Source organism: Faecalicatena sp. Marseille-Q4148, from assembly GCA_018228665.1.
In the GTDB taxonomy this organism is placed as follows: domain Bacteria; phylum Bacillota; class Clostridia; order Lachnospirales; family Lachnospiraceae; genus UBA9414.
In genome coordinates, this window is the sequence record CP073692.1 from 2,379,907 (window position 1) to 2,400,399 (window position 20,493).

The window sequence follows — 20,493 nt, forward strand, 5'->3', positions numbered from 1 at the left end:
AAGAATATAAAAAAGAAGCTGTCGCAGATTTTGGGACAGCTTCTTTTTTTTGCTAAATGGCCGCTAATGTCTGAACAGCCATACCAGATACGATCAGTTCACAATGTTCTTCCAGATAAGCAAGAGATGCAGAGGATGCTTTCTCTAAAGATCCGTATTCTGTCAGCATGTTGCAGATCCGGTTGAAATCAGTGTCAGAGAGATCTGACTTGGTGACTGCAAGCAGATATAGTTCACTTTTATGATCTTTGTACAAAGTACTGGCTCCATAGTACATCGGTGCAAGTAAATGGGATGCTTCGATGACACTGTCAAGATTGCCGAAGGAGAACAGCCTTACAGACGGCTTTGGCGCCGGTGGTGTCTCAGGAACTTTGGCAACTGCATTCTTTACTTTATCTAGTATATCAAGGAGCTGTTCTGCACCTTCGAGTTTTTCAAGGACAGCCTGCTTCTTGGCATCTGTTGTATCAGACGGAGAAGGAGCAAACTTAGAGAACCGGGTATCCAGTTCTTCTGGGTCCTCTACTTTCGTAATTATCAGTACAATGGAATCTGCCGAAGGAATTGCCTCGATCATCAGAGGCATGTCATCTGCCTCGAATCCAAATTCAGAGGATGCCTGCTGCATCATATCCTGGAAAAGTGATTTTGCTTTTTCAGATCCGTATGCCAATTCACTGAGTTTCAGGTGGCGGTCATCGAGATCTGCTCGAGTCAACGTACAACGTATCTGGTTGTCGTTTATTTTTTCAATTTTCATAGCATCACTTCCTTCTATCAATAAGATATTCTTACTTTTTAATAGTATAAACAAAAAATAAAAAAATGTAAAGAAAAACGGCAGAAAGTTATATATATGGAATTTTAATGAAAAAAAAGATAAAAAGGCTTGCAAAAGAGGAAAGAAATTCGTATAATTTCCACAAGAAGATAGTATATTCTACGGCTGTGTCTACAGAGAAAGGAGGATATACTTAGAACTCACATATCATTAACGAATCTGAAAGAAATTTTGTCTATTATTTTTAATCTGTTTTATTTCAATGCCATTTCCGGCAATTAATCATCAAGAGAAAATACTTAAAGTAATTAGAACAGAACGTTACTTATTAATTTGATTCAGTACTATCTTCGGATAAGCAAACAGACATATCATGTAATAATATATCACAAGCCTTATGGAGAATGTCTGTTACAGCGGCAGCCGTTATCATTTTAGAAAGGATCATACTATGGGGGTGGATCAGGACAAATATCAGGAGCTGTTTAAAGAACTGTCACTGTATGAGAAATATGGGATTCCGATTATGATGGATGGAAAACCGGCAAGCCCGATGCAGATTACAACAGCCCATATGGTAAAGGAAGAAAAGAGCTATATGAGAGATTATATCCTTGATAACGACGGACATATCAGTGAACTTTGCTTTTACACATTGTAGAAGAATCGAACTCAATGCCCCGAGGATGCTTTGTCTGTTTTTAGGAGGAGAAATTGTCGAAATAGTTAATGACGAATAAGTAAAATATTGTTATAATAAGGTCTGACAGGAGGGATTAAATGGACGAACAAAGAAGAACAGAGAATCATCCTGAAAGACGCCGATCATCCGAGAGAAATTCGCAGGAAGTCAGACCGCGACGCCGGATGGAAGACAGGACGCAGATGGATGTGAGGAATAATGAACATGCGAGAAGAGTGAATTCCGGCAGAGCTTCAAATACAGGAAGAAAGAGAAAGAATTCACGCAGAAGACGCAGACGAAATGCAATCATCCGAGTAGGAGTATTATTATTCCTGATTGTGATAGCCCTTGGAACAGCTTTATTTTGGTTGAGATATGGCCCATCGAAGGAGAAAGCAGATAAGAAAGAATATTATGGAATCAATCAGGAAAACCAGCTTGCTGTCATTGTTGGAACAGAGAATCTGAAAGCGCAGGGAATGCTTTATGATGGCAGACCGTATATTGAGTATACTGCCGTCAGAGATTATGTGAATGAGCGATTCTACTGGGATGCGAATGAGAATATTTTACTTTATACGTTGCCGACAGATGTTGTTTCTGTGGGAGTCGGAAGCAGTGAGTATACAGTAGGAACAGCAGTGAATGCTGAAGAATATGTGATCTTGAAAACAGAAGGACCTACTGCATATATTGCTCTTGACTTTGTACAAAAGTATACGAATTTTGATTATGAGATGTTTCAAAATCCGAACCGTGTTGTCATTACAGCAGGATTTGGAGAAATTAAGGAAGCAGTTGTCCGGAAAGATACGCAGGTTCGCGTACGCGGCGGTGTGAAAAGTCCGGTACTAACGGAACTCAGTAAGAAGGATAAGGTTACATTTATTGAGAATGAAGGCGATTGGAAAAAAGTCCGTACCAATGATGGATATATCGGTTATGTGAAAGGAAATTGCCTGAAGAAAGAGCAGGTAAAGAAGTTATCGCGTGCTTTTGAAGAACCGCAGTTTACGAGTATCAAAAGAGACCGTACGATTAATATGGCATGGAATATGGTAACGAACCAGAGCGCTAATTCCGGTGTGCTTGAGACAATCGCGAATACAAAAGGTCTTACAACGCTTGTTCCGACATGGTTTTCTGTGCAGGATACGATGGGGAATCTGATTTCTATCGCGAGTCCGGAATATGTGAATTATGCACATCAGTCCGGAATTGAAGTGTGGGCGATGGTTAATGATTTTGACCATGGGTTTGGCGGTCTTACGACAGCAGAAGAGATTCAAGAGATGCTAAGCTACACTTCAAGACGTGAGAACCTGACAAATCAGTTAATAGCTGCGGCAATTCAGACCGGTGTAGACGGAATTAATGTGGATTTTGAGCATATTTATACAGAAGAAAGCGGATTCCATTTTATTCAGTTTATCAGGGAATTATCTGTGAAGTGCCGAAAGAATAATCTTGTATTATCTGTAGATAATTATGTGCCTCAGGGATATAATGCCCAGTACCACAGGAAAGAACAGGGAATTTTTGCTGATTATGTGGTCATTATGGGATATGACGAACATCAAAGCAATTCTTACGAAAGCGGTTCGGTAGCTTCCTATGATTTTGTGAAGGAAGGAATTGAGAATACGCTGAAAGAAGTTCCGGCGGAGAAAGTAATCAATGCCGTTCCGTTCTATACAAGATTGTGGTCTGAACGTCCGAAAACCGAAGAAGAACTGGCGGAACAGAAAGACACAGAGGCGGCGAAATATCCGATGGCAATCGAATGTGAGACGCTTGGAATGTCAGATGCACAGGCGAGAGTAGCAGCGGCTGGAGTTACAGCTGTGTGGGATGAAGCTACGAGACAGAATTATGCCGAGTGGGATGGTGCAGATGGAAAGAAATACAAGATATGGCTTGAAGATGCAGCATCGCTTGAAGAGAAGCTGAAATTGATGAAGGAATATCAACTGGCGGGAACCGGCGCCTGGAGAATCGGATATGAAACTCCGGATATTTGGGAATTAATATTGAAATATGTAAATTAAAATTCAAGAAATTGGAAATACTCCTTTCCGGACAAAACTGTGAGATGATCAGTATGATTAGCAAAGAGAATGTCTGGAAGGGAGTATTTTTTGTTTAAGTCAATGGCAGAGAAAATTTTTAATCGGATAAGGAGAACGAATTAGTTGAATGAGGACGGAGTATCGCCCTGTATTTCATAATCGCCGTAAATATGATCGATAATCTTGCCAATGCATTCAAAGGAATCTTCTTCTGTTACATAAATGTCCGAATCAATGACATTAAGAGAACATAAAATGCGAGTATGTTCCGTTTGATAAAGCATACGAATATAATAAATTCCATTCAGGCAAAAAATACCCATCTCATTGTGTGCTGCCGGTGTGCGGGAGAGAGCAAGAATATCATATTTCTTAAATACAGGTGCATATCGATCCAATTGTATCTGAAAACAAAAATCCATACCAGGCACGACATGTTTTTGTTTAATACGAATCACACGGGGGAAATCTGAAAGTAAAAATCCGGAATTTTTCTTGCGAAGGCCCGGAAACATACATGGAAATTCTACCCAGCCTTCTTTCTGGGCGCGGGTATGTTCTTCGTCGATTACCATTTGGACAAGATGCTTGCCGGCAGGAGGGAGCTCGTGATATTTTGTGATTGCAATCTTTTCCTCATTTGTTAATTCGAGACAGCGGCCGTTTGTACCAAAGCTTCCAAGCAGCAGATCGCGAAAGAGATAATTGGCATCTACATCAAGTGCGATAGCTAATGCAATAAAAATATCTGGTTTTGGATAGCTGACACTGTTTTCATAATTTGCGATGGCAGAAGGTGTAACATGAACCATATTGGCGAGCTGATTGCGAGATATATTTAATTCCATCCGACGCTGACGGATTCTTTCACCGATTCCCATAAGAAATCCTCCCTTATACATTTTTACCTACATGCTATAAAATAAATATACTATAAAAAACTTGTAAAATCAATTATAGTTACAAGAAGTTTGTTATAAATTGTTGACAATATCCCTGTTATACCGTAGACTGTAATAAGAGTTTATAAATTGTATTTTTTAGTAACAGAAGTGATAAGCTTTTCAAGAGTGTCCCATTCTTTTTGATTTAATTCAAGAAGGGACAGGATAAGCTGTTTTTTAAAAGAACCGGCTTCTTCTCTCAAAAGGGAGCCAAGCGCTTTGGAAAGTTGGATATCAGGGTTGACTTCTGCGTACATATTTCCGAGACCGGTGCGAAGCCAGTCTTCGTTTACGTTAAATTCGCGGCATATCGAAACAATAATGGCGTCAATAGGAACACGGGCGTCAGTTTCGTATGCTGCGATTGTATTTCTTGAGACACCGATTCTGTCAGCAAATTCCCGCTGTGTCATACCGGCATTTTGCCGTATTTCTTTGATTCGTTTATTCATGATAAATTACCCTTTCTTACAGAAAATGATATATCAACTTAAAAATACAATATAATTCAAAATGACTGTAACAGTTCTAGTATATAGTAATCTAAAAGTTATACGTTGTCAACAAATAAGTGCTACGTTGTAAACAAAAAACATTGACAAAAGTTGCATAGGGACATATAATGGGTGCAGTATGGTAGTGTTGTTTTGAAAAAGAGAAAGGAAGTAGAGTAATGAGAGAAACGACAATGGATATACTATTGCGAATGGGGATTCCGGCAAGCGTGAAAGGACTGACTTATATTTGTGATGCGGTGGAGCTGTTTGATACAGATCCTTATTATCCAGACGGAAAGATATGCTCTCTTTATATGGACATTGCTAAAAAGAATAATACAACTGCCTCCAGAGTGGAACGAGCGATTCGTCATGCTTTTGAGACCGCGCTGACAAAAGGAAATCAGGAACTGCTGGATAAATACCTGGATACAGCTAATACGCAGAATTCGAATTTATTGAGAAGTCTGTATTTTCGGCTACAGATGGAGTATAAGAAGACAACAAAGAGAAATCAGTGCAGCGCAGTAACATGTGAGATTAAAAAACAGATTTATCAGGAAGCCATGGAGGTATTCCATGACGAATTAGAATTGGCGCTGCAAAAATTAATGGATTCCGTGGAAAGCGGATATATGATGAAAGTATAAAAATGAAAATAATAGAGTGGAAAATTATTAATAAAGCGGGTTATAAATAAAAGCTGTCAGAGAAACGTGTTTGTCTGGCAGCTTTGCTGTTATTTCAGAATAGCATTGAGGGAATGAACGTGTGTTATTTATCATATATATGTAAACAAAAGCTGTGAAGGAAGCAGAAATGAAGCGAAAACTGGAACTGACATTCGTACTTCTTCTCATGATTGGAGCGTTAATCTTCAGCAGACGTTTAAGCAGGATGATTGCTCAGGAGGCATCCGGAAAAATAGACTCCGTTGATGTAATCATCGATGCAGGGCACGGGGGAACGGATCCGGGTAAGGTTGGGATCAATCAGGCGCTGGAGAAAGATATTAATCTTGAAATTGCGAAAAAACTTGAAAAACTCTTAAAAGAGAAAAACATTTCCTGCAAAATGGTGCGGACAGAAGATAGATTGCTTGCTCCGGAAGGATCAAAACAGAAGAAGATTGAAGATATGAAAGAGCGAGTCAGAATGATTAATGAGATACGACCGACACTTGCGGTCAGTATTCATCAAAATAGTTATACAGAAGAATCTATAAAAGGGGCGCAGGTATTCTATTATAAACACTCAAAAAAAGGGGAGGAACTGGCAAAACAGATGCAAGCGGCGCTCAAAGCTTTGGATGAAACAAACCATCGGGAGGCAAAAGCAAACGAAACGTATTATCTCCTAAAGAAGACGGAAGTGCCAACGATCATCGTAGAGTGTGGGTTTTTAAGCAATCGTGAAGAGGCAGAAAAACTCTCGGGAGAAGAGTACCAGAATGAGGCTGCGAAAGCGATTGCAGAGGGAATAGAGCAGTGTATTTCCCTTGTCAAGCGTTAAGAAATTCGCTATAATGGGGACTATGGAAACAATTATTAAGAAAACAGGTACAAATGAATTAGAGAAAGAAGCAATCCGACAGGCTGGGGAGATATTAGAGGATGGAGGGCTTGTGGCGTTTCCGACAGAGACTGTTTATGGTCTCGGAGCGAATGCCTTAGATGAGGAGGCCGCAAGGAAAACATATGAGGCGAAAGGACGCCCGTCTGATAATCCTTTAATTATTCATATTGCAGATATTGAAGCGCTGGATGAGATCGTAAAAGAAATCCCGCCGGCGGCTCACAGTCTGGCGAAGCGTTTCTGGCCGGGACCGCTGACGATGATCTTTGAGAAGAGTGAGATTGTGCCGTATGGAACGACAGGAGGTCTCGATACAGTTGCAGTGAGGATGCCGGCGAACGATACGGCGAGGGCTCTGATTCGTGCAGCAGGAGGATATGTGTCAGCGCCAAGTGCAAATACATCAGGACGGCCCAGCCCGACAGAGGCATCTCATGTAGCGGATGATCTGAGCGGTAAGATTGATATGATTCTTGATGGCGGCAGCGTACAGATTGGTGTGGAATCTACAATTGTAGATATGACGGTTGTTCCGCCGATGATTCTGCGTCCGGGAGCTGTGACGAAGGAAATGCTGGAAGAAGTGATTGGCGAAGTTGCTGTTGATCAGACGCTTCTTTCAGATCAGAGTAAGGAGGCACCGAAGGCGCCGGGAATGAAGTATCGCCACTATGCGCCGAAAGCAAGGCTTACGATTGTGGAAGGTGAGATTCCGGATGTTGTGAAAGCAATCCGGCAGCTTACTTACGACAAGATCCGGCTGGGGAAAGGCGTTGGGATTATTGCGTCCAATGAGACACAGAAAGATTATACTTATGGAATTGTGAAATCGATAGGAACACGGGAAAATGAAGCAACAGTAGCAAAGAACCTGTATCGGATTCTCAGAGAATTTGATGAGGAAGAAGTGGAGTATATCTACAGTGAGGCATTTGAGGCAGACGGAATAGGAACAGCAGTAATGAATCGTCTGATGAAGGCAGCAGGGCATCAGATCATTCCCGCTTCAGAGATTGTAAAGCTTCAGAAATTCCGGAAAATTATCTTTGTCAGTGACAGCGATAACAGTCGTGGACCAATGGCTGCAGAACTTTTGCGGTCACAGCCGCTGAAACAGGAGTATGAGATCAGTTCCAGAGGCTTGGTAGTGCTTTTTCCGGAACCTGCCAATCAGAAAGCGGAAGCGATTATGAAGAGCAAGCAGCTGACGCTTGAGAATCATCAGGCAGAAGCATTTGATGCAGAGGTACTGACAGATGAGACACTTGTTTTGACAATGAGTGAAGAATTAAAAAATAAGATTCTTGCAGAATGTGAAAAATGTGAGAATATTTATACATTAAAAGAATTTACCGGCGGAGAAGGGGATGTTATATCACCTTACGGACAGCCCCTTGCAAGTTATGGAGAGACTTTTGAGGAACTTGCAGATCTGATCGGAAAACTTGCAGAAAAGTTAAATAAGGAGGCAGAAGAAAAATGATAGCACTTGGATGTGACCACGGTGGATATGAATTGATGCAGGAGGTCATCAAATATCTGGAAGCAAATAATCTGGAGTATAAGAACTTTGGATGTCATGGAGAATCTGTAGATTATCCGGAATACGGAAAGCTTGTAGGACATGCTGTTGCAGAGGGCGTATGCGAGAAAGGAATCCTGATCTGCGGAACAGGAATCGGTATTTCTATTGCAGCGAATAAGATCAAAGGAGTGCGCTGCGCACTTTGTTCCGATTGCTTTTCAGCGCAGGCAACGAGAGAGCATAATAATGCAAATGTACTGGCAATGGGCGGACGTGTAATTGGACCTGGTCTTGCAGTTAAGATCGTTGATACATTTTTAAATACAGAGTTTTCAAATGATGAACGGCATGTAAGACGAATCTCACAGATTGAAGACTAGAAACGATATGAAAGACCGGACAACGGTCAAAGAATAGAGGAGAAGCATATGTCAAAAGTACAAGTGATGGATCATCCGCTGATTCAGCATAAAATCGGAGTGATCAGGAGAAAAAATGTCGGAACGAATGAATTTCGTGCAATTATCAGTGAAATTGCGATGCTTATGTGCTATGAAGCAACAAGAGATCTGAAGCTTCAGGACGTTGAGATTGAGACGCCGATCTGCAAGACGGTTGTAAAAGAATTATCCGGAAAGAAACTGGCGGTTGTACCGATTTTAAGAGCAGGACTCGGAATGGTGGACGGGATGCTTTCTATGATTCCGGCAGCTAAAATTGGACATATTGGACTTTACAGAGATCCGGAGACATTAGAACCGGTGGAATATTATTGTAAACTTCCGGCAGATTGTCAGGAGAGAGAAGTATTTGTAGTAGATCCGATGCTTGCCACAGGGGGCTCAAGCGTTGCTGCCATTCAGATGCTGAAGGATAAAGGTGTGAGAAATATTCATTTTATGTGTATTATTGCCGCTCCGGAAGGTGTGAAAAAGATGCAGGAATGTCATCCTGACGTGGACATTTATATTGGAGCGCTGGATGAGAAATTAAATGATCACGGCTATATTGTGCCGGGACTTGGAGATGCAGGAGACCGTATTTTCGGAACAAAATAATGGAGGTGGCAGAAATGCCAAAACGTAGCGACTATATTTCCTGGGACGAGTATTTCATGGGAATTGCGAAGATGTCCAGTATGCGTTCAAAAGATCCGAATACTCAGGTGGGATGCTGTATTGTAAGTCAGGAGAATCGTATTTTATCAGTTGGTTATAACGGATTTCCTATGGGGTGCTCGGATGATGAATTTCCGTGGGACAGAGAAGGGGAAGATCCGCTTCAAACAAAATATCTGTACACGACACACAGCGAATTGAATGCAATTCTGAATTATACCGGAGGAAGTCTGGCAGGATCTAAGCTGTATGTATCGCTGTTTCCGTGTAATGAATGTGCGAAAGCGATTATTCAGAGCGGAATCAAAGAAGTAATTTATGACTGTGATAAATATGCCGATACACCGTCAGTCATCGGTTCCAAGCGAATGATGCGTGCGGCAGGCGTAAAGATTCGTGCTTATGAACGCAGCGGAAGAGAAATTAAGATTCAGGTATAAGTTTATTAAAAAATCTCCCAAGTGGGGAAATGTCTGTACTAGAAAGACATTTTCTCCATTTCGGGAGATTTTCATTATTGCAGCCGGGCCTGTCGCAGCAGAAAGCAATATCGTTTCCAGGCGGCATTTCCCTCGTAAATATAGTAGTCGATAAGATCGGGATCAAGGGCAGATTGAAAATTAATGTGTGCCAGTTCCATTTGCGTTTTTGCTTTATTGATTTCATCAAAGAGAAGCTTCTGATCTGGCGGAATTGTCTGCTTTTTATGAAAAATTCCCATGACAGCTCCTTTCTGTAGGTATTTGTAACTGTAGTATGTGCCAAAATGTGTATAAAATACCAATACTTCACATATACATAAATCAAGAAAGAAACAGGTGGCAAAATTATGTCAGAGAGACGAGGGTTTTCGATAGCAGTACATTTCATAGTGCGGGCAATTGTGGGTATGGCAGTGATTTATGGATTAAATTTATATTTGGAATCTCAGCAGATTCCGGTTGCGGTCGGTATGAATCCGGTGTCGCTTTTGACATCCGCAATCCTTGGAATTCCTGGGGTTGCGCTCCTTTATGCGATTTTGTTCTATCAAATTTTGTGAGACTTTCACAAAGTTGAAGAAACTGTGAAAAGATTATGGACAAGAAATTTTCTTGTGCTATAATATGCCTACAAGTAATTTCTAAAATTCTTATTTATCTATTTTATCTAAGTTCATTTATCTATTTTTAAGTCTTTATGTTTCAGTAAGAATTTCCAGATTACGCGAATACAAAAAAGAAAGGAGGACATGCTTGGAGGAGAAAAATTTTGTAATCTGCGACAGCGAACGGGAGTATGGAATCCGTTTTATGGAGCGGGTGCAGGCACATGCAGAATTCTATGTGCAAGTTCGGTGGCTTTCTTCTGTAGAAGAGGCAGTGGAGTTTTTGAAAAGACGGAGAATCTATATCTTGTTGATCGGCGAGACATTTCCTGTAAGAGAGCGAGAGAAGATTGCCTGTGATCACTGCTTTGTTCTAGTTGGGGAAGGGGGATGCAATCTTGCGGACAGAGAAACAGCCGTCAGGAAGTATCAGCCGGCGGAAGATATTTTGCAGGAAATTCTGGAAAAGTGTCTTGAACGGCAGGAGGCATCATTATTTCGGCTTGTCAGTAAAGAACGACGTATAATCGGTTTCTATTCTCCGGTGCAGAGTACGGCACAGACGAGAATGGCTTTGGCGCTTGGAAAAGAGATTGCCAGAAAAAAAGAAGTGCTTTATCTTAATTTTCAGCCTTATTCAGGATGGTATCAGGAAGGAGAAAACTACAGAGGGCTATCGGAACTTATTTATTACATTCGGCAAGGCGATCAAAGGACAGGGATTCGGGCAGGGACGATATGTCGTCATATAGACGGAATGTCAGTGGTACTGCCAATGGAAAATGGAGAAGATTTGAAAATGGTATCCTGGGAAGAGTGGGAGATGCTGCTTGGACAAATCTGCTCTGAAAGTAAGTTTGAAGTAATTCTTCTTGATCTTGCGGAATGTGTGCAGGGGCTTCTTCCGATGTTGGAACTTTGTGAGGAAATTTATATGCAAAATGCATCAGATGAAGAGGAAGAAGAACGGATATTACAGTTTCAGACGAATATGCGGCAGATGGGAAAAGCGCATCTGTTGGAACGAATCCGGTTTGCGGAAGAATAAAACCGGCAAGGAAGGAGAAGCGTGGAACAGAGGAAAAGAAATGTATGGATAGAAGAAATCCAGGAAGAGATTTTGAGTGAGATAGATCTGTCGAAAGAAGTGGAAGATGATACGCTGGCAGAAATGATCCGTGAGATATTAGAATTGCATTCCAGCCGGGAATTTATTCCACTGAAAGAAAAGGCGTCTATCGGAAAAGAATTGTTTAATACCTTTCGGAAATTGGATATCATCCAGGAGTTTCTGGAAGATGAAGAAGTAACAGAGATTATGATTAACGGTACAGAGAAGATTTTTGTGGAAAAACACGGACAGCTTTATGAGGCAGAGAGACATTTCTATTCGAAAAAGAAATTGGAGGATGTCATTCAGCAGATTGTAGCCGGAGCGAACCGGATTGTCAATGAAGCATCGCCTATTGTGGATGCCAGGCTGCCGGATGGCTCCAGAGTAAATGTCGTATTAAGTCCTACCGCTTTGAATGGACCGATTGTTACAATAAGAAAATTTCCAAAAGAGGCAGTAACCATGCAGCAGCTTGTGTGTTGGGGCGCTCTTGATGAAGAAACAGCAGAATTCTTAAAACTTCTTGTTAAATCAAAGTATAACATCTTTATTAGTGGAGGAACCGGAAGCGGGAAAACCACATTTCTAAATGCATTGTCAGAGTTTATTCCAGAAGATGAGCGAGTTATTACAATTGAAGATAACGCAGAGCTTAAGATACAGGGAATCCGAAATCTTGTGCGTCTGGAGGCGCGCAACGCCAATGTAGAAGGCATTGGAGAGATTACGATTCAGGATTTGTTTAAATCAGCCCTTCGGATGCGACCAGACAGGATCTTAGTTGGGGAAGTGCGCCAATTTGAAGCATTTTCTATGATTGAAGCAATGTCATCAGGGCATCCGGGATCTATGAGTACCGGGCATGCCAACAGTCCACAGGATATGTTGATGCGGCTTGAGACAATGATTTTGACCGGACTCAACATTCCGCTTCTGGCAATCCAGAGAAAGATTGCCTCCGGCGTGGATATCATAGTGCATCTGAGCCGATTCAGGGATAAGAGCAGAAAAGTGGCGGAGATTGTTGAAGTACTTGATTGTGCGGAGGAGGGGATTCGTGTGAATAAGTTGTATGAATTTGTGGAAGAATCTGTCAGCTCAGGCAAGATTTGTGGAAAGTTGGTGAAATGCGGTGCGCTTACGCAGAGAGAAAAATTACTGGCAGCAGGATATTCGTAAAAGAGAAGTGTTAAAAGGTATCGTGCAGGGAACAGCACTTACAGGAGCAGCCGGATATCTTTGTTACGGAAGCGGAATCGGAGCATTTTTGTTCCTGCCGTTGACAGTAATCTATTTGGTATATTATCGCAAAGAATTAGAGAAAAAACGAAAGAGAGAGTTTGGAATACAGTTAAAAGATATGATGCAGTCAGTAGCAAACGCATTAAAACTTGGATATTCTGTGGAAAATGCACTGCTTCAGGCACAGAAAGATCTGGATAAATTGTATTCATCCCAATGTCGTATAAACAGAGAACTCCAATATATGAGAAGACAGTTAGAAATGAATGTTCCGGCAGAGCAGGTGTTGGAAGGATTGGCGAAGAGGACCGGTCATGAAGATGTAAGAGCATTTACTACAGTAATGGTACTGGCAAGAAGAAATGGAGGAGATCTTGTGGAGGTTTTGCAGAATGCGATTCGCCAGCTATGTGAGCGGATGGAGGTGAAGAAAGAAATTGAAGTAGTTTATGCAGCGAAGAAAATGGAATTTTATGTCATGTCCGGGATTCCGGCGGGGATGATTGCGTACATGAAACTGTGCTTTCCGCAATTCATGGAAATGTTGTATGGGACAGCCTTTGGAATGATATTCATGACAGTGTGTCTGGCAGTATATGTGTCAGCATTTCTGTGGGGAAAGCGGATTATTGAGATTGAAGTTTAGAAAGAATTTTGAAGGAGGGAGAAAAAATATATATACGAAAGCAGAGAGAACAACAGAAAGAACGCTGGATCGGAAGGAAAGAGGTCCTCCGGGCAGGATTGATTCTTTTATGCACAGCAGTACTTGCAGTCGGGCTATATTTTGTGGATAAAAAAGCGGCAGATTTGAGTAATGGTGGAAAAATTGAACGAAATGGTTATGGCGGTGCAAAGAAAACAGAGGAGTTATATGTAGAGGCAGGTGGAGAGCGGGAAAAGGTTGTCATAGAAATACAACCTCAGACATATACGGAAAAGGAGCTGGAAGAGTTGTGGCCGAAGGCAAGAGATGCGTTGGATCAAGTGATTCTTGGTGAAAATCATTCCGAAAAAGAAATTAGAAAACCGCTTGTCCTGCCGACAAAAGTGCCGGGGATGGAAATTGCTGTCCGTTGGGAATTCAGCAGATATGATGTAATTGATCTTCAGGGAAATATTCTTTCGCCGGAAGAAACAGGAACGCAAGTATGGATTACAGGTTATATGAAATGCCAGGAGAAGGAAGCCGTTTATGAAAAAACAGTTACAGTATACCCGAAAGAAAAGCTGAGTGTATTTGCCAAAAAGGCAAAAAAAGCAGCTGAAGATGCGGGAAGAGATCAAAAAAGCGAAAGATATTTGGAACTTCCCGAGGAAGTAGAGGGAAGAAAGGTTAGATGGGTGAAGAAGGCAGAAGGGCGGTCTGCTCCTGTACTGGGAATTGGAGTAATTGCGGCAGCAATTTCTTTACTGCTGACACGCCAGGAGGAAGAAAAACAGAGAAAGGGGAGGGAAGAACAGCTGATACTTGATTATCCGGAGTTGTTACATCAGTTTACGCTGCTGACAGGCGCCGGAATGACAGTGAGAGCGGCGTGGAAGATGATTGTAGAAAGCTCGGAACAAAGTGATAGAGAATTAATACGGCAAATGCGTTGTACACTTCGGGAAATGCAAAGTGGGATTCCGGAAGAAGAGTGTTACGAAAGATTTGGAATGCGCTGCAAAACTGCAGCTTATATGAAATTTGGCGCAATGCTGTCTCAGAATCTGAAAAAAGGTGCGAAAGGGATGGGAATGTTGTTGAGAACGGAGGCTGCGATTGCATTTGCAGATCGAAAACGACAGGCAAAACAACAGGGAGAGGAAGCAGGAACGAAGCTTTTGATGCCAATGTTTCTAATGCTTGGAGTGGTACTGCTGATAGTTGTAGTGCCGGCATTTTTCTCCATGAGCGTCTAGGAATGTGGGGAAATTTTTGAAATGAAGGGAGAATGTGTATGAATATGTTATGGATCAGATGGAAACAAAGCATTGAAAATTTGAAGGAAGACAGTGGGATTGGTGTTGTAGAAGTATTGTTGATTTTGGTGGTACTGATCGGTCTTGTGCTAATCTTTAAATCACAGCTGACAAGTATTGTGAATTCTATTTTTCAAAAAATCGTTAATGAAAGCTCAGGAATTTAAAAGTTTATCCGGCAGTGTACATGCAGAAATGACAGTGTTTCTCAGCTTACTATTTGTTATATTTCTTTCATTTATCGGTGGAATTTTAGAGAGTGCATCGCTGCAGGGGATGAAGAGTGAGAAAAGAGCGGATGTCAGTCTTGCAATGGATTCGGTATTTGCTGAATATCACAGTAAATTATTTGAGTTGTATCATATTTTCTCATTAGATGGAAGTTATGAAAGCGATACCTATGAAGAGAAAAAAATATGTGACCGTCTTAATTATTATGCCGGAATGGAAGCAGAGCATGAAATTGAAAAGATTCAAATGATGACGGATCATAACGGACAGGCGTTTTATGAGCAGGCAGTCCGTTGGATGGAAACAGAGATTGGTCATGGTATTTTGGAACAGATTCCGAAGATGGAAGAGTTGTGGAAAGAACAGGAAGAGCAGTATACCGACAGAGAGGAAGAATTGGATCAGGCATTGGAAGAAGTAGAAGAGGCACTGCCGTCTGAAGAAAACCCGTTTACAGATGTTATCCGAATGAGAAATGATGATTTTCTGAAGAAGATTCTTCCAAAGTCAAAACAAATCTCCGAAAAACGAGTAAACCTGTCTGAGCTGCCAACTGGGCGGAGACTGTTAAGCGGAAGAGGAGAATTTTCAAATCAGGTTCTGGGAAATGAAACGGTATCAGATATTTTATTCGGAGAATATATGCTTCGTCATTATAATAATGGAGTTACAGAAAGAGAAGACTGCGGAAAGGGATTGGCGTATGAGATGGAGTATATTCTGGAAGGAACAGATGAGGATGGGGAAAATCTTACCAGAGTATTAAGGAAAATACAGGGAATTCGTCTTGCATTAAATTATGGTTTTCTTCTGTCAGATGCGCAGCGGTGCGCGAAAGCACAGACATGGGCGGCAGCACTTAGTGCAGTAATTCTCATGCCGGAGTTGACAGAGGTATTAAAACATGCCTTGCTGCTTGTGTGGTCTTACAGAGAAACAGTTGCAGATCTTCGGATATTAATGGCGGGAGAGAAGTGTGTTTTCTGGAAGACAGACAGCAGTTGGAGGACAGAATTTTCAGAAATTCTGATTCCGGATGAGCAGACACAGGAAGAAACGAAAGATGAGAGCGGAATCAGATACGAAGATTACTTGCGGATGTTTTACGCAGTAACAGCAAAAGAAACAATGAGGATGCGCGCGATTGATATGTTGGAAATAAATCTGAGGAAGCAGGAAGGAATGGATTATTTTCGGGCAGACAAATCTGTAAATAAAATAGAGATGCGTACAACATGTACATTTCGGCGAGGGATCAGCTATCAGTTTAAAACATGTTATGAGTATCGGTAAGGAGGTGAATATGGATGCCTTTTTCATCCATATATTTACGCAAACAAAATAAAATAATATTAAGAAAGGAGAAAGACGCCGACATATCTCTGACTAAGAGGAAATCTTCCCACAAATCTGTGAAAAAGGCATCTATATTTGCCTCTTTGCCGGGAAGCATCACGCTTGAAACGGCATTAATTGTACCATTTTTCTTTCTGGCGCTTGTATGTCTGCTGTATCTTATTGAAATAATGACGCTGCAGGTATCGGTAAAGGAAGGCTTGCGTTCAGCAGGAAAAGAAGCAGCAGAGCAGGTCTATGGGATACCGGCAGTTATTACTTCAAAAGTCGAAGAGGGGGTAAGAGAAAGCGCAGGAAGGGAACGGCTGGACAATAGTCTAATCAGCGGCGGTGCGTCAGGAATTGATTGTCATGGTTCCTGGTATTCTATGGCAGATGGAATTGTTTATCTAAAAGCAGTGTATGAAGTACGTCTGCCGATTCCGGTTATGAGGATTCCGCCTGTTCGCTGTGAAGAAAAAATACGGGTAAAAGCATGGACAGGATATCAGGGCGGAGGACTTGAAGGAATACTGCCGACGGAAATTGTCTATGTGGCAGAAACAGGGATTGTGTACCATAAGAATCCGCATTGTACTTATCTGGAACCATCCGTACGGCAGGTTTCGGCAAATAGTGTAGAAGAACTTCGAAATAGCAGCGGGGGAAAATACTATCCGTGTCATTCTTGTGGAAATGCAGCTCATACCGGCCATTATTATATTACGGACACAGGAGACCGTTATCATACTTCAGCAGCGTGCAGTAAACTTCAGAGAACAGTATATGCGGTAGAAAAAAGTGAAGTCAGAGGAAAGGGGGCGTGCTCAAAATGTTCACGATAGGAGCGCGGTCTGTTGAAACAATTGCTGTAATATTAATGATCGGGCTTGGCATGCTTGATTGGAAACAGCATCGTCTTCCCAAATTACTTTTGGGAGCGCTTACCGTTCTGGCAGTGATTGCAAGAGTCGGTGGCAATATATCATTTCCGGTTTTCATATCCGGAACGATTCCTGGAGTATTATTTCTCATTCTTAGTTGTATGACGAGAGAAGGTGTTGGATACGGAGATGGATGGATTGTATTGATTCTTGGGGTGGTATTTGGTTTGTGGAAAACAGTATATATTTGTATGATTGCTTTATTTGGTATGGCATGTGCAGCAATATTTGGTATGTCATTTCTGCACTGGGATAAGAAAAAGCGTCTTGCGTTTGTTCCGTTTCTTGCAGTGGGATGTTTAGGGGTGATCTTGATTTGAAATATAGAACAGATATAGAAATGTGTGATAAATATAATTTGAGAGCAAGCTTTACGGTCGAAACAGCAGCAATATTTCCTGTAGTTTTTCTGGTAATTGTCAGCGCGGTGTACCTTTCTTTTTTCTTTCACGATAAACACATTCTGCAAAGTGCAGTGATTGAAACAGCAAGCATTGCCAGTGAGAGAATGAGGCTTTTAACGCCTCCGGAGACAGAAGAGCTGGCTGGACATTTGCAGGAGCGGATTCGTGGGAAAATGATTTATTTTTCTGCAGCAACGGTAGAAATTGTATGTGAAGAGGAAAAGGTAGCGGTAAATGCAGCTGCATATAAAAGACGAATGCGCATTCGGGCAGATGCGGTTATGAATATCACTATTCCGGAACGGGAAGTTCGCAGAGTTAGACATTTTAGAGAAGTGGGGGAGTAGACTATGGATATATCTTACAGAAGAGAATTAAATCGAACACAGTTGATTTTGGAAGTGGCAGGAATCAGAGAGAAAGATTATCAGGTTTATATGCTTGAGGAAAATCGACCGGAAGGAATTTTGCCGATCATAGTACAGGGAGTAGGGACAAAAACACAGTATAAGTATGATATCAGTGGAAAGATATCTATTCGCGCTCTTTATGAGAAAACAGGAATACAGTTTGATGAGATTTGCAGTCTTATAATACAGCTGACAGAAACGATAAAATGTTTGGAGGCATTTATGCTTGATCCGGATAGAATCATATTGGAACCGGAATTTATCTTTTATGAAAAGCACAGATTTTTATTCTGCTATTATCCGCTTCATACAGGGAATCTTCATCAGGCGTTTCGTGAGTTTTCCGAGTACTTAATCCGTCAGGTAGATTGTGAAGACAAGACAGGAATTTGTCTCGCCTATGAATTACATAGAATTACAACGGCGGAAAACTATTGTATGGATAGAGCGTTAGAACAGGCATATCGGATGATGGGGGAGCAGGAAAAGGAAGAAAGTGAAGCAGAAGAAATTTTTAGATATGAAGATATTATTGAGGAAGAAGGAATGGGAATCGGAATACTCAGAGAAGCAAAAACACCTTTTGGTAAATTGACGGGACTATTTGGAAGAAAGCGGCTTCGAGATACTGAAACTTATTAAAAACTCTGGAAAAATTGAGAAAATAAGGATTGTAGTGAAATTTAAACTATACTATAATAGACTCAAGTACTAAAATTGGTAAACATTAGAAAGGAAGCCGGCATGACAACAGGGAAAAAGGCATGGATGACGATAGGGATTGCAGCAATTAATATCGCTGTATTTCTTGTACTGGAATGTATTGGAAATACCGAAAACGGCGCATGGATGCTGAAAGCAGGGGCTATGTACGTTCCTCTTTTTGAGAGCGGGCAGTACTATAGAATTATTACAAGTATGTTTCTGCATTTTGGATTTCATCATCTGGTAAATAACATGTTTATGCTTTTTGTTCTTGGTTCTCAAGTTGAGTTTGAAACAGGAAAACTAAGATTTTTGTGTATTTACATGCTTAGTGGAATCGGCGGCAATCTGTTCTCTATGCTGAGTGAGATACAAACCGCTGATTATGCAGTTTCTGCCGGTGCATCCGGAGCCATTTTCGGTATGGTAGGCGCTCTCCTTTATATTGCAATACGCAATGGAGGCAGGATCGGAAGTCTGACCTGGAAAGGAATCCTTGTCATGATTTTAGTTACATCTTATTATGGGTTTACAACTGCCGGGATTGATGTTATGGCTCATATCGGAGGTCTTATATGTGGATTTATCAGTTCCATATTTTTTTACCGGAAGAATTACCGAAAAGGTAGTTCCGTATCCGATATTGGAAGTCAGATCTAGTGTACCCATATGCGAATTGACGATTCGTTTTACAATTGCAAGTCCGATTCCGGAGCCGCCTTTTTTGAAACTGACAAAGGGATCAAAAATGCGGTCAATCTGTTCAGGGGCAATGCCACATCCTGAATCGGAAATGGTAATATGGAGTTTTCCGCAGCGCATGAATGCTTTGAGGTGAATAGAGCCGGTGATATCGCCTTTATGTTCCGGATCGATGGCCTCAGAAGCATTTTTTAGCAGATTAATCAAAACTTCTTTCAGTAAGGTCGGATCACCCACCAGGTCTGGTAGTTCCGGCGCAATATAAGATGTGAATTCAATATCTGAAGAAGAGATTGATGCTGCAAAAGAAAGAGCAGTGTGCTGAAGGAATGGTGTTGTATGTATTGTTTCAAATGAAGGTGCGGCACCGTGTCCGTAAGCGGATAGTCTCGTAAGAAGTTCTATCATAAATTCTACATCATCGAATAAAGAGTCCCAGTGAGTATAAGATGCCACTTCCGGGTGCTGCTGTTCGATAAGCTGCAGTGTGCTGTAGATGATTGTCAGAGGATTTCGCAGTTCGTGAGTCATCTGACTTAAAGAAAATGAGTTGTCATCCATCGTATTTAAAAAAGTATTTGTTATCATATTTATCCCACCTTTCTATATGACAAGTCTAGCACTGGGTAAATAATTATACAAATAAAATCAAGAAACAAATTGTGACAAATTCCGCAAGAATAGTAAGTTATAATAGCAAATGAGGTGTTGAAAAATGAAAAAAGATGATTGTATTTTTTGTAAATTGGCGAATGGTGAAATCCCGACTGCAACATTATATGAGGATAATGATTTCCGGGTAATTCTTGATCTCGGACCGGCATCAAAAGGACATGCACTGATTCTTCCAAAAGAACATTATGATAATTTATATGAGCTGGATGACGAGACTGCATCAAAAGTGCTTGTACTTGCAAAAAAGATGATTACAAGAATGACAAAGGCGCTTGGATGCGATGGTTATAATCTTGTCCAGAATAATGGAGAAGCAGCCGGTCAGACAGTTCATCATTTCCATCTGCATCTGATCCCGCGTTATAAAGACGATCAGGTAGGACTGGGTTGGAATATGGGTAAACTGACAGATGAGGATAAAGAAGAGATATTAACAAAATTTCACGAGACGATATAGCATAATCAATACAAAGGATAAGAAC

Annotated in this window: 25 protein-coding genes and 1 pseudogene; 21 read left to right on the forward strand and 5 right to left on the reverse strand. The window is 41.2% G+C overall.

What is annotated here, in order from left to right; genetic code table 11:
* Positions 1–52: 52 nt before the first annotated feature.
* Positions 53–763, reverse strand: a complete 711-nt coding sequence (locus tag KFE17_11345; GenBank protein ID QUO31450.1) for an adaptor protein MecA — start codon at positions 761–763, stop codon at positions 53–55.
* 472 nt (positions 764–1,235) lie between these two features.
* Between KFE17_11345 and KFE17_11350 the strand changes: the two genes are divergently transcribed.
* Both KFE17_11350 and KFE17_11355 read left to right on the forward strand, forming a co-directional pair.
* The gene (locus tag KFE17_11350) at positions 1,236–1,445 is read left to right on the forward strand and encodes a hypothetical protein (protein ID QUO31451.1); all 210 of its coding nucleotides are present in this window, start codon (positions 1,236–1,238) and stop codon (positions 1,443–1,445) included.
* Positions 1,446–1,564: 119 nt separating this feature from the next.
* Positions 1,565–3,517, forward strand: coding sequence for an SH3 domain-containing protein (locus KFE17_11355; protein QUO31452.1), 1,953 nt, complete (start codon positions 1,565–1,567; stop codon positions 3,515–3,517).
* Positions 3,518–3,657: 140 nt separating this feature from the next.
* Here KFE17_11355 and KFE17_11360 read toward each other — a convergent pair whose 3' ends face one another.
* Both KFE17_11360 and KFE17_11365 read right to left on the reverse strand, forming a co-directional pair.
* Positions 3,658–4,419 (reverse strand): helix-turn-helix transcriptional regulator, encoded by a 762-nt coding sequence (locus KFE17_11360; protein ID QUO31453.1) that lies wholly within the window; start codon positions 4,417–4,419, stop codon positions 3,658–3,660.
* A 143-nt stretch (positions 4,420–4,562) separates the two neighbouring features.
* On the reverse strand, positions 4,563–4,934 hold the full coding sequence (locus KFE17_11365) for a helix-turn-helix domain-containing protein (GenBank protein ID QUO31454.1): 372 nt from the start codon (positions 4,932–4,934) through the stop codon (positions 4,563–4,565).
* Positions 4,935–5,155: 221 nt separating this feature from the next.
* Between KFE17_11365 and KFE17_11370 the strand changes: the two genes are divergently transcribed.
* The 6 genes from KFE17_11370 to KFE17_11395 all read left to right on the forward strand — a co-directional run bounded on the left by KFE17_11370 (position 5,156) and on the right by KFE17_11395 (position 9,637).
* Positions 5,156–5,629 carry a sporulation initiation factor Spo0A C-terminal domain-containing protein gene (locus tag KFE17_11370; protein QUO31455.1) on the forward strand — a complete coding sequence of 158 codons (474 nt, stop codon included), beginning with the start codon at positions 5,156–5,158 and terminating at the stop codon, positions 5,627–5,629.
* Positions 5,630–5,798: 169 nt separating this feature from the next.
* Complete coding sequence (locus KFE17_11375; protein ID QUO31456.1) at positions 5,799–6,491, forward strand: N-acetylmuramoyl-L-alanine amidase; 693 nt, start codon at positions 5,799–5,801, stop codon at positions 6,489–6,491.
* Positions 6,492–6,513: 22 nt separating this feature from the next.
* Positions 6,514–8,037 (forward strand): threonylcarbamoyl-AMP synthase, encoded by a 1,524-nt coding sequence (locus tag KFE17_11380; protein QUO31457.1) that lies wholly within the window; start codon positions 6,514–6,516, stop codon positions 8,035–8,037.
* On the forward strand, positions 8,034–8,459 hold the full coding sequence (rpiB, locus tag KFE17_11385; protein QUO31458.1) for a ribose 5-phosphate isomerase B: 426 nt from the start codon (positions 8,034–8,036) through the stop codon (positions 8,457–8,459). Before KFE17_11380 ends, rpiB begins: the two co-directional genes overlap by 4 nt.
* A gap of 48 nt (positions 8,460–8,507) precedes the next feature.
* Positions 8,508–9,137 (forward strand): uracil phosphoribosyltransferase, encoded by a 630-nt coding sequence (upp, locus tag KFE17_11390; GenBank protein ID QUO31459.1) that lies wholly within the window; start codon positions 8,508–8,510, stop codon positions 9,135–9,137.
* A 14-nt stretch (positions 9,138–9,151) separates the two neighbouring features.
* The gene (locus KFE17_11395) at positions 9,152–9,637 is read left to right on the forward strand and encodes a dCMP deaminase family protein (GenBank protein ID QUO31460.1); all 486 of its coding nucleotides are present in this window, start codon (positions 9,152–9,154) and stop codon (positions 9,635–9,637) included.
* Between the two features lie 74 nt (positions 9,638–9,711).
* Here KFE17_11395 and KFE17_11400 read toward each other — a convergent pair whose 3' ends face one another.
* Positions 9,712–9,918, reverse strand: a complete 207-nt coding sequence (locus KFE17_11400; GenBank protein QUO31461.1) for a YaaL family protein — start codon at positions 9,916–9,918, stop codon at positions 9,712–9,714.
* Positions 9,919–10,026: 108 nt separating this feature from the next.
* Between KFE17_11400 and KFE17_11405 the strand changes: the two genes are divergently transcribed.
* The 12 genes and pseudogenes from KFE17_11405 to KFE17_11460 all read left to right on the forward strand — a co-directional run bounded on the left by KFE17_11405 (position 10,027) and on the right by KFE17_11460 (position 19,249).
* Positions 10,027–10,239, forward strand: a complete 213-nt coding sequence (locus KFE17_11405; GenBank protein QUO31462.1) for a pro-sigmaK processing inhibitor BofA family protein — start codon at positions 10,027–10,029, stop codon at positions 10,237–10,239.
* A 193-nt stretch (positions 10,240–10,432) separates the two neighbouring features.
* Entirely contained in the window at positions 10,433–11,332 is a 900-nt protein-coding gene (locus KFE17_11410) for a hypothetical protein (GenBank protein QUO31463.1), read from the forward strand.
* A 123-nt stretch (positions 11,333–11,455) separates the two neighbouring features.
* Positions 11,456–12,577: a CpaF family protein gene (locus KFE17_11415; GenBank protein ID QUO33697.1), complete on the forward strand. Its 1,122-nt coding sequence runs from the start codon at positions 11,456–11,458 to the stop codon at positions 12,575–12,577.
* The gene (locus KFE17_11420) at positions 12,531–13,286 is read left to right on the forward strand and encodes a type II secretion system F family protein (GenBank protein QUO31464.1); all 756 of its coding nucleotides are present in this window, start codon (positions 12,531–12,533) and stop codon (positions 13,284–13,286) included. The genes KFE17_11415 and KFE17_11420 overlap by 47 nt, the downstream gene beginning before the upstream one ends.
* Positions 13,287–13,294: 8 nt before the next feature.
* Positions 13,295–14,545, forward strand: coding sequence for a type II secretion system F family protein (locus KFE17_11425; protein ID QUO31465.1), 1,251 nt, complete (start codon positions 13,295–13,297; stop codon positions 14,543–14,545).
* A gap of 44 nt (positions 14,546–14,589) precedes the next feature.
* Positions 14,590–14,772, forward strand: a complete 183-nt coding sequence (locus KFE17_11430; GenBank protein QUO33698.1) for a hypothetical protein — start codon at positions 14,590–14,592, stop codon at positions 14,770–14,772.
* Positions 14,753–16,129, forward strand: a complete 1,377-nt coding sequence (locus tag KFE17_11435; GenBank protein QUO31466.1) for a hypothetical protein — start codon at positions 14,753–14,755, stop codon at positions 16,127–16,129. The genes KFE17_11430 and KFE17_11435 overlap by 20 nt, the downstream gene beginning before the upstream one ends.
* Before the next feature lie 83 nt (positions 16,130–16,212).
* Entirely contained in the window at positions 16,213–17,016 is an 804-nt protein-coding gene (locus tag KFE17_11440) for a pilus assembly protein (GenBank protein ID QUO33699.1), read from the forward strand.
* Entirely contained in the window at positions 17,004–17,435 is a 432-nt protein-coding gene (locus KFE17_11445) for a prepilin peptidase (protein ID QUO31467.1), read from the forward strand. Before KFE17_11440 ends, KFE17_11445 begins: the two co-directional genes overlap by 13 nt.
* A complete protein-coding gene (locus tag KFE17_11450; protein QUO31468.1) occupies positions 17,432–17,866 on the forward strand; it encodes a pilus assembly protein in 435 nt (144 codons plus the stop codon). Before KFE17_11445 ends, KFE17_11450 begins: the two co-directional genes overlap by 4 nt.
* A gap of 3 nt (positions 17,867–17,869) precedes the next feature.
* A complete protein-coding gene (locus KFE17_11455; protein QUO31469.1) occupies positions 17,870–18,571 on the forward strand; it encodes a hypothetical protein in 702 nt (233 codons plus the stop codon).
* A gap of 102 nt (positions 18,572–18,673) precedes the next feature.
* Positions 18,674–19,249: pseudogene (locus tag KFE17_11460) on the forward strand (rhomboid family intramembrane serine protease).
* Here KFE17_11460 and KFE17_11465 read toward each other — a convergent pair.
* A complete protein-coding gene (locus KFE17_11465) occupies positions 19,142–19,924 on the reverse strand; it encodes a GHKL domain-containing protein (GenBank protein QUO31470.1) in 783 nt (260 codons plus the stop codon). The pseudogene KFE17_11460 and the gene KFE17_11465 overlap by 108 nt on opposite strands.
* A 127-nt stretch (positions 19,925–20,051) precedes the next feature.
* Between KFE17_11465 and KFE17_11470 the strand changes: the two genes are divergently transcribed.
* Positions 20,052–20,468 carry an HIT family protein gene (locus KFE17_11470; GenBank protein QUO31471.1) on the forward strand — a complete coding sequence of 139 codons (417 nt, stop codon included), beginning with the start codon at positions 20,052–20,054 and terminating at the stop codon, positions 20,466–20,468.
* Positions 20,469–20,493: the final 25 nt, after the last annotated feature.

Coding starts and splice junctions, on each gene's coding strand:
- KFE17_11395 (QUO31460.1), top strand. CDS start 9,152: ATGCCAAAACGTAGCGACTATATTTCCTGGGACGAGTATTTCATGGGA.
- KFE17_11360 (QUO31453.1), bottom strand. CDS start 4,419: ATGGGAATCGGTGAAAGAATCCGTCAGCGTCGGATGGAATTAAATATA.
- upp (QUO31459.1), top strand. CDS start 8,508: ATGTCAAAAGTACAAGTGATGGATCATCCGCTGATTCAGCATAAAATC.
- KFE17_11370 (QUO31455.1), top strand. CDS start 5,156: ATGAGAGAAACGACAATGGATATACTATTGCGAATGGGGATTCCGGCA.
- rpiB (QUO31458.1), top strand. CDS start 8,034: ATGATAGCACTTGGATGTGACCACGGTGGATATGAATTGATGCAGGAG.
- KFE17_11415 (QUO33697.1), top strand. CDS start 11,456: ATGATCCGTGAGATATTAGAATTGCATTCCAGCCGGGAATTTATTCCA.
- KFE17_11445 (QUO31467.1), top strand. CDS start 17,004: ATGTTCACGATAGGAGCGCGGTCTGTTGAAACAATTGCTGTAATATTA.
- KFE17_11350 (QUO31451.1), top strand. CDS start 1,236: ATGGGGGTGGATCAGGACAAATATCAGGAGCTGTTTAAAGAACTGTCA.
- KFE17_11355 (QUO31452.1), top strand. CDS start 1,565: ATGGACGAACAAAGAAGAACAGAGAATCATCCTGAAAGACGCCGATCA.
- KFE17_11470 (QUO31471.1), top strand. CDS start 20,052: ATGAAAAAAGATGATTGTATTTTTTGTAAATTGGCGAATGGTGAAATC.
- KFE17_11405 (QUO31462.1), top strand. CDS start 10,027: ATGTCAGAGAGACGAGGGTTTTCGATAGCAGTACATTTCATAGTGCGG.
- KFE17_11375 (QUO31456.1), top strand. CDS start 5,799: ATGAAGCGAAAACTGGAACTGACATTCGTACTTCTTCTCATGATTGGA.
- KFE17_11430 (QUO33698.1), top strand. CDS start 14,590: ATGTTATGGATCAGATGGAAACAAAGCATTGAAAATTTGAAGGAAGAC.
- KFE17_11380 (QUO31457.1), top strand. CDS start 6,514: ATGGAAACAATTATTAAGAAAACAGGTACAAATGAATTAGAGAAAGAA.
- KFE17_11465 (QUO31470.1), bottom strand. CDS start 19,924: ATGATAACAAATACTTTTTTAAATACGATGGATGACAACTCATTTTCT.
- KFE17_11345 (QUO31450.1), bottom strand. CDS start 763: ATGAAAATTGAAAAAATAAACGACAACCAGATACGTTGTACGTTGACT.
- KFE17_11455 (QUO31469.1), top strand. CDS start 17,870: ATGGATATATCTTACAGAAGAGAATTAAATCGAACACAGTTGATTTTG.
- KFE17_11400 (QUO31461.1), bottom strand. CDS start 9,918: ATGGGAATTTTTCATAAAAAGCAGACAATTCCGCCAGATCAGAAGCTT.
- KFE17_11365 (QUO31454.1), bottom strand. CDS start 4,934: ATGAATAAACGAATCAAAGAAATACGGCAAAATGCCGGTATGACACAG.
- KFE17_11435 (QUO31466.1), top strand. CDS start 14,753: ATGAAAGCTCAGGAATTTAAAAGTTTATCCGGCAGTGTACATGCAGAA.